Consider the following 15,657-nt stretch of genomic DNA (forward strand, 5'->3'; position numbering starts at 1 on the left):
TTTTGTACAAGCTTATTCTCATCCATCAATCCAATTTTCAGAAAATAAATCCCTTTAATTTGTTTCTTTAATTCGTAATCTTTTGCGTTTAAATCCTGAGTTTCTAAAATTAACTTTCCTAAGGAATTATATAAATTAATGGATTGCATTTTTATTTCTGATTTGATGTAAATTTTTTCATTTGATGGGTTTGGATAAATCAATATTTCAGAATTTTCTACTTCTGTAATTCCATTTACTTTTGCATTTATGAAAGCTATTTTTGTAAGTGAATCAGCACAGCCGAGGTCAGAAATTACTTTTAGCATCACATCATAATTTCCAACATTTTGATAAGTGTAAGTTGGGTTTTGAACAATTGAAGAATTTCCATCTCCAAAATCCCAGAGGTATTGGGAAATAGCATTAAAAGCAATTGTTGAAGAATCATGAAAATTAACAAGAAGAGGAACTTCTCCTGAAATTATGTTTGCTCCGAAACTCGCAATTGGAATGTCTCCGATTTGTACAAAAATAGAATCGTATTTTGTGGTACACACGGGGTCTTGAGTTTCTGCTTTTATCCAAAAACCTTGATTTTGAAAATCATTGTTTCCATGTTTATATTCAATAGAATTTAAATACTGACTGCCAACAAAATATCCATCATTTTTATTTCCTTTTGTCCAGAACAAACCTTGTGCATTTTCGAATTGTGCGTTTAATTTATAATAGTTATTTTTACAAACCATGGGTTTTGATTTGTCAATAGTTATTATCGGTTCAACCACAGAAAGAGTTATTGTGTCAGCATTGTAGCAACCGTTGTTGTCGGTAAAATGCCAAGCGATTTGGTAATCACCGAGGGGTTTATTTGTATTAAAATATCCTCCTGAGCCAACATTCCCTGACCAGTAACCACCGTAAGTTCCTCCGGAAGGAGATCCAAATAATTGAACTAAGCCTTGTTCACGGCAAAATTTTGTTTTGTTTGTAGAAGTATATGCCTGAACATTAGGTAAGGGTTTTACATCAATATTAAGTGTATCATATTTTGGGCAATGGGGCATTCCAACAATATACCTTAGCTGAGTAATTCCTATTCCAGCCTGATTTACAGAAAAGTTTCCTGTAGAATCAACAAAATTACCTGTCCAATAACCTCCTATTGGAGTAGCTGTTAATTGAATAATAGTGTCTGCTTTACATATTTTAAAATCATCATCAATATTTGGATTATCAGGTGATTTAAAAACAGTGAGACTAAATGAATCAGAATTATGACAATTATTCGTATCAGTAAATAAATAATTGAATGTAAACTTTTTCCCATCCACAATTGTTACTTCATTTACATCAAAAACATAATTTTGCTTTTGTTTTTTTATTCCGCTTCCTGTCCAAACACCTGACAATGGAAATGCTTTTCCATTAAGTAAATATTCTTGCTCATCCGAACAAATGCTATCGTTATCTAAAGTATAGACGTTTGGTCGTGGATATTGGGTTACATAAATTGTATCCGAATCAAAACATCCAATGTCATCAGTTATTTTACAGATGTAAGTACCGGAATCATGGACGAAAATGTTATTTGTATTTTTATAAAAATTAGTATCCCCAAATTTTGTCCAATCACAAGAAAACAAACTGCATCCATTTAAAACATAGTCAGCATCTAATTCAATGCTATCGTATTTACAAACTTCGGTATTCTGACCAAGGTTAACATTAATGTAATTTACAAATACTTTCGTTTGTGCTGTAAAAGAACATCCTGACTGATCCTGAACAGTTACCGTATATATTTTATCTTGAAATAATTGTGCTGTTTGAATTGACTGTGTTGTATCGTTTGTGTTCCAATTTATAGAAGTATATCCTTGATTATTAAAAATTTGTGCAGAAATAGTCATGCTATCTCCAGGACAAATGTTTGTATCTTTTGGTAAATATGCCCATAGAAAAGTATCTGTAATCAGTGTGTCATAATATATTGAAGTATCTTTACCATCTGATACTGTTAGAGAAAAAGGATAAATACCAGGGCTAAATACATGAGTCAAAGGGTTTTTTGAATTACTTACTTCATCAAAAATATCCCATTTGTAATTTAAAAATTTATAATGATTTGGAATAGTATTAAACTTGTATTTTCCGCATCCAAGGTTAGTAACATTAATTTCTGCTTCAACTTTTGGTTTAACACAAATTTTATAAGCTCTGGATGTTAACCCATAAACAGGACAAGCATTATCACGAGCCGATACTGTGAAAATATTTAAACCTAAATTTGTACTGTCAGGATAGAATTTTAGAATTCCTTTTGGTCGTTTAATGTTTGATGTATCAATCTGCCAATTTGCGTTTGTGATTGATGAATCCCACCAGAGTTGTACAGTATCATTTACATCAATATCTGATGTAGTAAAAGTGTAGTTTACGGTGTCGCCTTCTGTTACATTTAAAGTTGATGCAGAATTTAATTTTGGTAAATGATTATTAGGACAATTAATAACTATAAGTTGAATATCTCTGAGAACTTCCCCGATTTTAATACCATTTCGAAACTCTGAAACTTTTATTACCATTACTGTTTGTTCAATTTTCATTGGTCTGAATGAAAGATCAGCTGTTAATGGGTCAAGGTGAATACCTCTTGGTAATGGTAGATTCTTATTTGGAAATCCCCAAAAGAAAATAGGTTTATCATAATCGTACTGACCTGTGTAAGAAATATTTGAACCATATCCTTGGAGCGGATAAGCAAATTCATAAGCCAAAGAATCATTATTCGTATCATAAGCACCAACATTCATCAAAATACTTTGACCAATACAAAGCATATTATGTGGGTCTGTTCTGAAGGCAGGGGAGCTGTTTTGGGGAGTTATACATCTGTTTAAAGTAGCTTCAATGTAAAAATATTTATTTCCAGCTCCTGTTGTTATTGCTGAACTTCTAGAAGCATCTTTGTAAGATAATAATAATTCACAACATGTTGTATTTAATACAACAAATTTTTGATATTCAAACTTTTCAATTCCAAAAGGAAATGAGCATCCTCCTTGTTGACATCTTGTACATTCAGAAGAACATACAGGAGTTATATCAATTGCTACAGGTTCTGTAATTGAAACTGTTGTTATTGTTTGATTTGTGGTTTTACATTTTATTGGAATGTGTACAGTATTAGGTGTAGGAGCACCGTTGCAATCCCTATATATTACAAGTTTAATGATAAAACTATCCTGACCTATATTTGTATAGCTTAAATCTGCACCAAAAAGCCAAGCTGATTTTACTTCTGTGTTAAATAAAAATATTATTGCTAAACTTAATAAAAGACGAATACTTAATTTTTTCATAATTATTATTTTTTTATTTATTCAAAAACAACTTTCTCTACAATTTTATTTCCATCCATCAATCCAATTTTTAGAAAATAAATTCCTTTCACTTGTTTCTTTAATTCAAATTCTTTTGCGTTCAAATCCTGAGCTTTTAAAACAGATTTACCTAAGGAATTATATAAATTAATGGATTTAATTTTTCTTTCTGATTTGATGTAAATTTTTTCATTTGAAGGGTTTGGATAAATCAATATTTCAGAATTTTCTATTTCTGTAATTCCGTTTACTTTGGCATTTATAAAAGCTATTTTTGTAATTGAATCAGCACAGCCAAGGTCGGAAATTACTTTCAAACTCACATCATAATTCCCAACATTTTGATAAGTGTAAACAGGATTTTGAACAATTGAAGAATTTCCGTTTCCAAAATCCCATTGAAACTGTGAAATTGCATTAAAAGCAATTGTTGAAGAATCATAAAAATTAACAACAAGAGGAACTTCTCCGGTAATTATATTGGCTCCAAAATCAGCGATTGGAATGTCTCCGATTTGAACAAAAATAGAATCATATTTTGTAGCACAAACAGTATCTTGGGTTTCTGCTTTTATCCAAAAGCCATGGTTTTGAAAATCATTATTTCCATGTAAATATTTAATAAAAAGATTATTAGGATTTCCATCAAAAATCCCATCGGCTTGTTGTCCTTTTAACCAAAGCATTGATTGAGCATTTTCGAATTGAGTATTTAATTCATAGTAGTTATTTTTACAAACAATTGGATTTGTTTTGTCAATAGTTATTATCGGTTCAACCACTGAAAGAGTGATTGTGTCTGCATTGTAGCAGCCGTTGTTGTCGGTAAAATGCCATGCTATTTGGTAATTACCTAAATTAGTGTTTGCATCAAAAAGTCCGTTTTTGTTAACGGGACCAGTCCAGTAACCACCGTAAGTGCCACCGACAGGAGATCCAAATAATTGAACCAAGCCATTTTCACGGCAGAATTTTATTTTGTTTGTTGAAGTATATGCCTGAACATTAGGTAAGGGTTTTACATCAATATTAACTGTATCATATTTTGGGCAATGGGGCATTCCAACAATGTAGGTAAGTTTATTAATTCCTAATGTTGCCTGATTTACAAAAAAGTTTCCTGTAGAATCAACAAAATTACCTGTCCAATAACCTCCGATTGGAGTAGCTGTTAATTGAATAATAGTGTCTGCTTTACATATTTTAAAATCATCATCAATATTTGGATTATCAGATGATTTGAAAACAGTGATACTAAATGAATCTGAATTTTTACAATTATTTGAATCTGTGTATAAATATTGAAATTTATATTTTTTACCATCAACGATTGTTACTTCATTTAAATCAAATATATAATTTTGATTTTCAATTTTCACTCCGCTTCCTGTCCAAATACCTGATAATGGAAATGCTTTTCCATTGAGTAAATATTCTTGCTCATCAGAGCAAATACTATCATCATCTAAAGTATAGACGTTTGGTCGTGGATATTGGGTTACATAAATTGTATCCGAATCAAAACATCCAATGTCATCAGTTATTTTACAGATGTAAGTTCCGGAATCATGGATGAAAATGTTATTTGTGTTTTTGTGAAAACTTGTATCACTGTATTTTGCCCACTCAATAGAAGATAAATTACATCCATTTAAAACATAGTCCGCATCTAATTCAATACTGTCGTATTTACAAACCTCGGCATTCTGACCAAGGTTAACATTTATAGTGTTTACAGTTACTTTTGTTTGTGCTGTAAGAGAACATCCTGATTGATCCTGAACAGTTACCGTATATGTTTTATCTTGAAATAATTGCCCGGTTTGAATTGTTTGTGTTGTGTCGTTTGTGTTCCAATTAATAGAAGTATAACCTTGATTATTAAGAATTTGTGCGGTAATATTCAGGCTATCACCGGGGCAAATATTTGTATCTTTAGGTAAATATGCCCATAGAAAAGTATCTGTAAACAGTGTGTCATAATATATTGAAGTATCTTTAGCATTTGACACTGTTAGAGAAAAAGGATAAATACCAGGTCTAAAAACATGAGTAATAGGATTTTCACTGCTACTTACTTCATCAAAGATATTCCATTTGTAATTTAATAATTTGCCGTAATTGGGAATAGTATTAAACTTGTATTTTCCGCATCCAAGGTTAGTAACATTGATTTGTGCTTCAACTTTTGGTTTAACAAAAATTTTATAAACTTTAGATGTAAACCCATAAACAGGACAAGCATTATCATGAGCGGATACTGTAAAAATATTTAACCCTAAATTTGTACTGTCAGGATAGAATTTTAAAATTCCTTTTGGTCTTTTAATGTTTGATGTATCAATCTGCCAATTGACATTTTTAATTGAAGAATCCCACCAAATTTGTACAGTATCATTAATATCAATATCTGACGTAGTAATCATATAATTTACGGAATCGCCTTCTGTTATATTTAAAGTTGATGCAGTATTTAATTTAGGTGAATGATTATTAGGACAATTAATAACTATAAGTTGAATATCTCTGAGAACTTCCCCGATTTTAACCCCATTTCGAAACTCTGAAACTTTTATTACCATTACTGTTTGTTCAATTTTCATTGGTCTGAATGAAAGATCAGCTGTTAATGGGTCAAGGTGAAAACCTTGTGGGAAATTCTTATTTTTATTCGGGAATCCCCAAAAGTATAGTGGTTTGTCATAATCGTACTGACCTGTGTAAGAAATATTTGAACCATGATCCTGTAATGGATAAGCAAATTCATAAGCCAATGAATCATTATCCGTATCATAAGCACCAACATTCATACAAATACTTTGACCAATACAAAGTAAAGTGTGTGGGTCGGTTCTGAAGGCAGGGGAACTGTTTTGGGGAGTAATGCATCTGTTTAAAGTAGCTTCGATGTAAAAATGTTTATTTGCAGCTCCTGTTGTTATTGTTGAACCTCTAGAAGCATATTTGTTAGATAATAATAATTCACAACATGTTGTATTTAATACAACAAGTTTTTGATATTCAGACTTTTCAATTCCATAAGGAAATGAGCATCCTCCTTGTTGACATCTTGTACATTCATAAGAACATACAGGAGTTATATCAATAGCTACAGTTTTTGTAATTGAAACTGTTGTTATTGTTTGATTTGTGGTTTTACATTTTATTGGAATGTGTACAGTATTAGGTGAAGGAATACCGTTGCAATTTCTGTATATAACAAATTTTATTATAAAACTATCTTGTCCTATATTTGTATAGCTTAAATCTCCTCCCATAAACCAAGATGATTTTACTTCTGTGTTAAATAAAAATATTATTGCTAAACTTAATAAAAGACGAATACTTAATTTTTTCATAATTATAATTTAAGGAGTTGTTTTACATAAAATTAGGTTCCACATGTTTATATGTAAAAATAAAGTGTTAAAGGTAAACAAAAAAATGAATTATTTTTAAAATAATTTGTAACATTGTGTAATTGAATATCTTGCAGTTAAGTGTAATTGCGAATTTTATTCAATTATGGAGGATTGTTGTAGATATTCTAACAAAAGTAGGTTTTATGTTGATTTGAGTGGGTAATCAAATTTGCCACAGATTCACAGATTAAAAAATTACTCTTTTTGTAATTAGTGCTTATAAGAAAACTCATTAATTGCATATTTGTACCCCTTAAATTCCCTAAAGGGAAAATCCAACTCACTGAGTGTGATGGCATCTTCTCTATGGGATAAAGGAATGAGCAGAGGATATGCAGAATTTTCCTTTAGTTTTCTAAGAGGTACTAATTAATGAATTTTCGCCAAATTCCGTTATATCTGAACTAAAGGACATATACTTTGACTGTTTATAATTTGAGCTTTGGCACTATGTTTAACGAATTGAATATTAGTTGTTTACACGATATAGCAAAACGCAGTTTATGATCGCTCTACATATATCTTATTAGAATAATGCATGTAAATTAATTTTAATCTGTGAATCTGTGGCTTTAATATTTTTCCACCCACACAAATCAACATAGTACCCAAAAGTACTTAATTTGGAAACAAAAAAAATCCCTAAAAATGAAATTATTTTAGGGATTTGTTTTTTAGAATTATAAGGAATTAGCCTTTTAAAATATTTTTAGAAATAACAAGTCTTTGAATTTGGTTAGTACCTTCATAAATTTGACATAATTTAGCATCACGCATCATTTTTTCAACACCAAATTCTGTTGAATAACCGTCACCTGCCATAACTTGAACGGCATCGGTTGTAACTTTCATTGCTAAGTCGGTAGCACGTAATTTTGACATTGCTGAGAGCAAACCTAAATCTTTTTGTTTTGTATCATAAGCCCAAGCAGCTTTCCATGTAATCAATCTTGCAACTTCAACATCAGTAGCCATGTCGGCAAGCATAAAGCCAACAGCCTGTTGTGTAGCTATTGGTTTGCCAAATTGAATTCTATTTTTTGCCCAATCTTTAGCAGTTAGATAAGCTGAACGAGCAGCTCCAACACCCAATGCAGCAACTCCTGTTCTTGTTCTGTCAAAGGTTTTCATGGCAATTACAAAACCTAATCCTTCAACACCAATTAAATTTTCTTTAGGAATTTCAACATCATGAAAAAGTATTTCATTTTGAACTGAGGCTTTTTGTCCCATTTTTTCTAAATGAGGTTTAATTTCAATTCCCGGTAAATCTGACGGTACGAGAAAAGCAGTAAGGCTTCTTGCTCCTCTTTCGGGGTTGGTTAATGCAAATACAGTAAAAAATGTGGCTACTTCTGCATTTGTAATAAATCTTTTATGACCGTTAAGTATATATTTGTCTCCTTTTAAAATAGCTGTGGATTTTATTCCTGCAACATCAGAACCTGCATTTGGTTCGGTAAGGCAATATGCAGCTACGCCTTTTTCTTCCCTTATTCGTCCATAAAATTTCTTTTGCTGTTCGTCATTTGCTGAAAGTAATAAAGGAGTTAGTGCCAATGTGTTAGCATCAATACTTATTCCAATACCAATACATCCTGCACCAAATTCTTCGGATGCTAATGCTCCTTCAAATAAACTAAAACCATTTCCTCCGAATTTTTCGGGTATAGGTCCGTTTATTATTTTTTCGTCATAAGCAGCTTTTACAACTTCCCAAGGGAATTCTGCTAATTTGTCGTATTTCAATGCATTAGGCTTAATCCATCGTTCACTAAAATCTCTGTATTTTTCTTGAATTTCAATTTCTCTTTTGTTTAATGAAAAATCAACCATAGTTTTCTCCTTTTTATTTTTTACTTTTTAAGCAATATTTCTTTTTACTTTTATAAACAATTCATTTTTATTAAAAAGCGAAAATATGAAAATATTATGGTTTTGCTAATTTATTGTAAATAAAAATTAAAATTAGTAATTTTACGAATTATAGGGTTCTATGTCGATTTGTGTGGGTAAAAAAAATTAATGCCACAGTCTTCGTCTGTCAAAAACAGATTCACAGAATTAGAACAACTGACCCAAGCCCAATCCTAAATAGTGTCTCAAAGAAAACTTGTATGTTTTTGACTGTTAAAATGTTATGTGTCTTCTGTCGCTTGAATCTAATGTCATAAAGTAGTCATTTGATTGTCATTAAGTTACAAAGCCCAATGACAGCTTGGCTAAATGACAATTGAATGACTTTTAGATTCACATCTATTATTAATTCAAAGCCCAAGTATATTGAGTAATGCAAAGTTTTCTTAGAGGTACTAATATATAAAAACGTAACATATAGTCTATTATACCATTTATTCAAATAATTTATCTTTAAGTTCATTCAATTTAAATGGCTTACTTATAAAATCATCCATTCCTGCCTTAAAACATTTTTCTTTATCGCCTTTCATTGCATTTGCAGTCATTGCAATAATTCTTGTTTTCTTTTTATTTTCTTCTTTTTCAATCTTTCTAATTCTTTTTGTTGCTTCGTATCCATCTATTTCTGGCATTTGACAATCCATGAATATTAAATCATACTTATTGCTTTTATATTTTTCTAAAGCTATTTTGCCATTTTCTGCAATTTCAACTTCTTGATTTAATTCTTCAAGGTTAAACTTTGCAACTTTTTGATTTATAAGATTGTCTTCAGCAACTAAAATTTTAAATTGTTTTTCCTTATTTTTGATTGACTTTTTTTTGCTGTTTTCAGTATTTGATTCTTTTGATTCCGAAATACCAAATTTTGCAGTAAACCAAAATGTAGAGCCTTCACCTTCTTTGCTTTCTACTCCTATTTCACCATTCATTAATGCACATATTTTTTTAGAAATAACGAGTCCTAATCCTGTTCCTCCAAATTTTCTTGTTGTTGAAGTATCTGCTTGTGAAAATGCTTTAAATAGTTTGTTTTGTTTTTCTTTAGGAATTCCAATACCTGTATCTATTACTTTAAATAATAGTTTTACATCTGTTTTCTTTTGTTCCACAGAATCAACAATAATTTTTATGCTTCCTTTTTTTGTAAATTTGATTGCATTGTTTACAAGATTTATTAATATTTGTTTTAATCTAACGGTATCTCCTATAAGTATGTGCGGAACTGTAGGTTTTATATCTACAATAAGTTCTAATTTTTGTTGATCAACTTTTGTTTTTAAAATCATTTTCACATTTGAAATTTCCTTAGAAATACTGAAATCAATTTTTTCCAATTTCATTTCACCTGCTTCAATTTTTGAAAAATCCAGTATGTCATTTACAATTGTTACAAGATTATCACTTGAGGTAACAATGATGTCGAATAGCTCCCTTTGTTGTTCGCTTAACTTTGTATTTTGTATAACATTTGTAGTACCTATAATTCCGTTTAGGGGTGTTCGTATTTCATGGCTCATATTTGCCAAAAATGTACTTTTAAACTCGTTAGCTATTTCCGCCTTTTTTTTGGCATTAACTAATTCATTTTGTGTCTTTTTTAACATCAAATGAGTATTAACTCTTGCTAATAATTCGTGTTTGTTAAAGGGTTTTGAAATATAATCAACAGCACCAAGTTGAAAACCCTTTACAATGTTATCAGTATCTTTTAGTGCTGTTAAAAATATGATGGGTACATCTTTTGTTACAGGATTGCTTTTCAGTTGTTTACATACTTCAAACCCATCAATATCTGGCATCATGATGTCAAGTAAAATAAGATCAAATTTTGTTGATTTTGCTTTACTTATGGCAGATTTTCCGGTATTTGCTGTTGCAAATTTAAATTTTGATTTTTCAAGGATATTCGTTATTAAGTTAATATTTGATTGCATATCATCAACTATTAATATTTTTGTGTTTGCTTCCATAATAATTAATTTTATAAAAATGTTTTTAATTGATAAATTTTGAGATAATGGAATATAAAATTTTTGATTTAATTGGCTTAGCGATATAATCATTGCACCCTTTTTCTATAAATTTTTCTCTATCACCATCTAAGGCATAAGCAGTTTGTGCAATTATAGGAATATCTTTGCTGAATTTCCGTATTTCTCCTGTAGCCTCAATTCCATTAAGTACAGGTATATTAATATCCATTAATATTACATCAATAGATGGGTCGTTTTTGCATATTTCAACTGCTTCTTTTCCATTTGTTGCTTTAATGATTTGTGCTTTTGATTTTTTTAGTAATGCTTCAATATATAAATAATTTGACTCAACATCTTCTACTACTAATATTTTTTTAGTTTCCCAATTTCCTGTATCTATTATATTAGTATCCTCCTGTTTTACATCATTTTGACTAACAGTTTCAAATGGAATTGTGAAGTAAAAAGTAGAACCTTTATCTTTTTGGGATTCTAGGTACATCTTTCCACCAAGTAATCTTACGAGTTTTTTTGAAATGGATAAACCTAGTCCTGTTCCTTCAATGTTTCTTGAAATAGTACTCTCATCTTGCCCGAATCTATCAAATATTTTTTCTTTTGCTTCTTCGCTTATTCCTGTACCTGTGTCTTTTACAAAAAATTCTATTTCTTTGATATTGTTGCTTTTATCTTTGATGTAATCAAATCCAAATTCAATGTATCCTTTGTCGGTAAATTTTAATGAATTACTTAAAAGGTTATTCAGCACTTGATTTAATCTGTATTTATCTGTTTTTATTATAAATATTTCTTCATTTGGTATTTTTGTTTTTATTTCTACTTCGGTTAATTCCCTTTTTTCTTTTTGATTTTCAAATGATACTTTTAATTCATTCAATATTGTAGTAATATTACAATCTTTTTTAATTATATTTATTTTATTTGCTTCAATTTTTGAAATATCAATAATATCATTTATTAAATTAAGTAAATTTTGACCACTTTTATTTATGTATTTTGCAAAATTATATTTTTCTTTATCAGATAGTTTAGAGGATAACAATAATTCAGAAAATCCAAGGATTGAATTTAAGGGACTACGTATTTCATGCGACATATTTGCAATAAAAGCTGATTTTTGGATGTTTGCTTCTTCTGTGACTTTAATAGCATTTTTTAATTTTATTTTTGATTTACGTAAATCAATGTGAGTTTTTACTCTTACAAGAAGTTCTTTTTCATTAAATGGTTTATTTATAAAATCTATTCCACCGTTTTCAAATCCTTTAACAACACTTTCAGTACTTCTTTTTACTGTTAAAAATATTACAGGTACATCTTTAGTATTGGGATCTGATTTAATTTCTTTACAAATTGTATATCCATCTTTGCCGGGTAAAATAATATCTAATAAAATAAGGTCGAATTGCTGAGATTTAGTTGATTTTAGAGCAGTTTCACCATTACCAGAAATCTTTGTTTTGTATCCTTCATTTTCAAGGATTTGTGATATTTTTTCTCCAATTACTTTTGAGTCTTCAACAATTAGTATTTTTGGTTTTAGCATAATTTTAATTTATTATTTTTTAAAATTAATGATGAAAGAAGCTATTTGATTAATGGGTAATATTTTTATTGTAGGATCTAATTCTATCGCTTTACGTGGCATACCAAAAACAACAGATGATTCTTCATCTTGAGCAATTGTAAATGCACCTGCTTCTTTCATTTCTAACAAACTTTTAGCACCATCATCACCCATGCCTGTTAAAATAATTCCAATTGCATTTTTCCCTAAAGTTTGAGCTGCAGAGCGAAATAGTACGTCAACAGATGGTCTATGACGGTTTACAAGTTCTCCTTTTTTTAATTGTACATAATATTTTAAATTAATTTTGTTTATTAATAAATGAAAATCTCCATGAGCAATAATAGCTTTTCCTTTTTTAATTTCTTCATTGTTTGATGCTTCTGTAACTTCAATGTTGCAAATGCTATTAAGTCTTTTGGCAAAAGCAGTTGTAAAATTTTTGGGCATGTGTTGAACAATGACAATGGGAGGGGAGTTTTGGGGCAATTGACGAAGAATGTTTGTGATAGCCATTGTTCCTCCTGTGGAAGCACCTATAATAATTACTTTATTTGTTAATTGAATATTTTTGATTTTCTTTTTAGCTATAATTACATCAACAGATAATTTTTTAGAAACAGATTTGAATTTTAACAAATTGTTTTGGTTTTTTACAGCCATTGCTGCTTTAATTTTGTCACATATAAGTACTGTTGATTCATTAAGAAACTCTTTTAGATTAGTGGGTTTGTTAATAACTTCTACTGCACCGTAATCTATTGCTTTTAATACCAATTTAGAATTATTTTCTGTTAAGCTCGAAATCATCACAACAGGTATTGGATGTTGTTTCATTATTTTTTTTAAAAATGTTATGCCATCCATTCTTGGCATATCAATGTCAAGGGTTATTACATCCGGTGTTTCTTTAGAAATTTTTTTAGCTGCAAAATATGGGTTGCTGGCAGTTTCAATTACTTCTAAATCAGGATCGTCATTTATTATCTTTTTTAAGAACTCCCTTACTGTTGCAGAATCATCAACAATCAACACTTTGATTTTGTTTTTGTTTTTCATCTTTATGAAATTTATGACCGTAAATATATGAAATTTAAACACGAAAAATGAAATTTATTTTCACCTTTTTTAAATTATCATTTTATATTTTACTTTTTTTTATCATATATTGTTTTACTTCTGAGCTTTCTGTATTAAATATTATTCTTCGTCCTAAAGTACCTCCTACACTTGAACTTATTATTGGAATATTATTATTGTCAAGTATATATTTAGCAATGTCAATATTCTTTTGTCCAATGTTGAAAATATTATTGTTATGAGAGAGCATTGATGCACCACCAAATACTTTAGCTTTTAAATTACTTTTGTAAGAATCGTAGCTCAATAATTTTTTTATAAGTTGTTCAATTGCATAGTTGCCATATTTTGGTGTAGCAAGTCCATTCCCATTCCAAAGTGGGAGCATATAGTGTGTCATTCCCCCAACTTTTAATTTTGAATTGTACAAACAAACAGCAACGCATGATCCTAACAATGTTTTTATGTAAACTGTTTTGTTGCTTGCAAACAGAGTAGAAGGGTATAAAAAAAAAATATTTTGATTTTTATTATCCATTTATTCTAAAATAATTCGTCTTCTGAAAATAGATTTTCTTCTTCAGAATAATCTTCTATTATATTTTTAAAATCAGGGATGTTGATACTAAATGTGCTACCTTGGTTAATTTTGCTTTTCACATCAATTTTGCCATCTAAAATATCTATTAATGCTTTTGATACTGATAAACCAAGACCATGGCCATTATTTAGGGAATGTACATTTTTGTCGGATTTTGTAAACCTGTCAAAGATTTTTTGTAATGTATCTTTCTCAATACCCCTTCCCGAATCCTCTATTTTAAGATTTAAATTATCCTTGCTTTGTATTACATTAATAAATATTGTATTATTCTTATTGCTGTATTTAATGGCATTATCTAATAAGTTTAGTAAAATAAGTATTAGCATATTACTATCTGTGTAAAAAGAATTATTGTGAACTTTGGTGCTAATATTTGTTTCAAAAATCAATTTCTTTTTATCAGCTTTGTTTTTCATTATACTTACTGATTCATTTATCAAATCTTTAATATTTAATTTTGTGATTTGTGGAGAACTAATTCCTGCCTCAAGTTCTGCTGCTGTAAAAATATTTTTTAATTGAAAATCTAAGTCAAATGCTTCAGAGAATATAGTGTTTGCCATATTTTTTGACTTTTGAATATCATTTGTTTTAAAAATATTTTTTGATGAACTTATTATTGATGAGAGTGGATTTATAATTTCGTTCATAACATTTGAAAGAAAATGGCTTTTCATAGTTTCCGATTCTTTCAATTTTTCATTAATTACTTTTATTTGTTTTGTCAGTTCTTTGTTTTCTGTTTTAAGTTTATCAATTTCTATTTTATTGTTCATAAGGTTTAAAGTTTAAAAGTTATTATGATATTTTTTGATATACTGACGGTCTAATAAGTTTAAAAGGAAGATTATAATTTGATAATGATTCGGATAAACCAACAAATAAATAAGCATTGTGTTTTAGTTTCGTTGCTAATTTTTTAATTACTTTTAGTTGTGTTTCTCTAGAAAAATATATTAAAACATTTTTGCAGAATATTATATCAAAATTATCAGGGACTTCATATTGTGAGTCCATAAAATTCAGTTTTTCAAATTTTATTTTTGATCTTAGTTCAGGGACAATTCTTAGGTAATTTTTTGTTTTGTCTTTACTTTTTAAAAAATATCTTTTCATCAAAGATGTTTCAATGTTGATTATTCTTTTTTGATGGAATATTCCAAGCTTAGATTTGTTAAGCATTTCATTTGAAACATCAGTAGCAAATATTTCATAATTAAAATCCTGATTATGAATTGCAAAATTATTTAAAACAAATGACATTGTGTAGGGTTCTTCTCCGCTAGAGCATCCTGCACTCCATATATTAAATGTACTGTTGTGGGAATTGTTTTTTTTGAAATTTGGAAGTATATTGTTTTTTAAAAATTCAAAATGAGCATTTTCACGAAAAAAATCTGTTTTGTTTGTTAATATTCTGTCAGTCATGTGTGCCAATTCGTTTTGCAATCCTTCATTTGAAAAAACATGATTTACATACTCTTTCATAGAGTCAATTTCCAATTTATTTAATCGTCTTTGCAATCTGCTTTCAAGCAAAACTTTTTTGTGAGCAGGTAATTTTATACCATAGTTTTGTGTTATGAATTCACTTAAACGTTTAAAATCAAGTGTAGAAAGTTTATTCTTCTGATATGTATTTGATTCCTTTTTCATTTACTTCGCTATTATTCAATAGTCATTTGTTTCCCTGTTA

9 protein-coding genes are annotated in these 15,657 nt (G+C 29.2%); all 9 read right to left on the reverse strand.

Annotated elements, in window-relative coordinates:
* The coding region (locus tag U9R42_08285; GenBank protein ID MEA3496018.1) for a PKD domain-containing protein at positions 1-3,347 on the reverse strand (3,347 nt) is incomplete at its 3' end.
* A gap of 17 nt (positions 3,348-3,364) precedes the next feature.
* A complete protein-coding gene (locus tag U9R42_08290) occupies positions 3,365-6,727 on the reverse strand; it encodes a PKD domain-containing protein (GenBank protein MEA3496019.1) in 3,363 nt (1,120 codons plus the stop codon).
* A 753-nt stretch (positions 6,728-7,480) separates the two neighbouring features.
* The gene (locus U9R42_08295; GenBank protein ID MEA3496020.1) at positions 7,481-8,626 is read right to left on the reverse strand and encodes an acyl-CoA dehydrogenase family protein; all 1,146 of its coding nucleotides are present in this window, start codon (positions 8,624-8,626) and stop codon (positions 7,481-7,483) included.
* A gap of 515 nt (positions 8,627-9,141) precedes the next feature.
* Positions 9,142-10,683 carry a response regulator gene (locus tag U9R42_08300; protein ID MEA3496021.1) on the reverse strand — a complete coding sequence of 514 codons (1,542 nt, stop codon included), beginning with the start codon at positions 10,681-10,683 and terminating at the stop codon, positions 9,142-9,144.
* 25 nt (positions 10,684-10,708) lie between these two features.
* Complete coding sequence (locus U9R42_08305; protein ID MEA3496022.1) at positions 10,709-12,256, reverse strand: response regulator; 1,548 nt, start codon at positions 12,254-12,256, stop codon at positions 10,709-10,711.
* 12 nt (positions 12,257-12,268) lie between these two features.
* Positions 12,269-13,336: a chemotaxis response regulator protein-glutamate methylesterase gene (locus U9R42_08310; protein MEA3496023.1), complete on the reverse strand. Its 1,068-nt coding sequence runs from the start codon at positions 13,334-13,336 to the stop codon at positions 12,269-12,271.
* Positions 13,337-13,418: 82 nt separating this feature from the next.
* On the reverse strand, positions 13,419-13,895 hold the full coding sequence (locus tag U9R42_08315) for a chemotaxis protein CheD (GenBank protein ID MEA3496024.1): 477 nt from the start codon (positions 13,893-13,895) through the stop codon (positions 13,419-13,421).
* 5 nt (positions 13,896-13,900) lie between these two features.
* Entirely contained in the window at positions 13,901-14,737 is an 837-nt protein-coding gene (locus tag U9R42_08320; protein MEA3496025.1) for an ATP-binding protein, read from the reverse strand.
* A gap of 22 nt (positions 14,738-14,759) precedes the next feature.
* The gene (locus tag U9R42_08325) at positions 14,760-15,617 is read right to left on the reverse strand and encodes a CheR family methyltransferase (protein MEA3496026.1); all 858 of its coding nucleotides are present in this window, start codon (positions 15,615-15,617) and stop codon (positions 14,760-14,762) included.
* Positions 15,618-15,657 lie beyond the last annotated feature (40 nt).

The sequence above is a fragment of the Bacteroidota bacterium genome (assembly GCA_034723125.1).
Taxonomy (GTDB): Bacteria; Bacteroidota; Bacteroidia; order CAILMK01; family JAAYUY01; genus JAYEOP01.

Excerpts from the sequence above, each read along its gene's own strand:
- U9R42_08320 (MEA3496025.1), bottom strand. The coding sequence starts at position 14,737 with ATGAACAATAAAATAGAAATTGATAAACTTAAAACAGAAAACAAAGAA.
- U9R42_08290 (MEA3496019.1), bottom strand. The coding sequence starts at position 6,727 with ATGAAAAAATTAAGTATTCGTCTTTTATTAAGTTTAGCAATAATATTT.
- U9R42_08315 (MEA3496024.1), bottom strand. The coding sequence starts at position 13,895 with ATGGATAATAAAAATCAAAATATTTTTTTTTTATACCCTTCTACTCTG.
- U9R42_08325 (MEA3496026.1), bottom strand. The coding sequence starts at position 15,617 with ATGAAAAAGGAATCAAATACATATCAGAAGAATAAACTTTCTACACTT.
- U9R42_08300 (MEA3496021.1), bottom strand. The coding sequence starts at position 10,683 with ATGGAAGCAAACACAAAAATATTAATAGTTGATGATATGCAATCAAAT.
- U9R42_08310 (MEA3496023.1), bottom strand. The coding sequence starts at position 13,336 with ATGAAAAACAAAAACAAAATCAAAGTGTTGATTGTTGATGATTCTGCA.
- U9R42_08295 (MEA3496020.1), bottom strand. The coding sequence starts at position 8,626 with ATGGTTGATTTTTCATTAAACAAAAGAGAAATTGAAATTCAAGAAAAA.
- U9R42_08305 (MEA3496022.1), bottom strand. The coding sequence starts at position 12,256 with ATGCTAAAACCAAAAATACTAATTGTTGAAGACTCAAAAGTAATTGGA.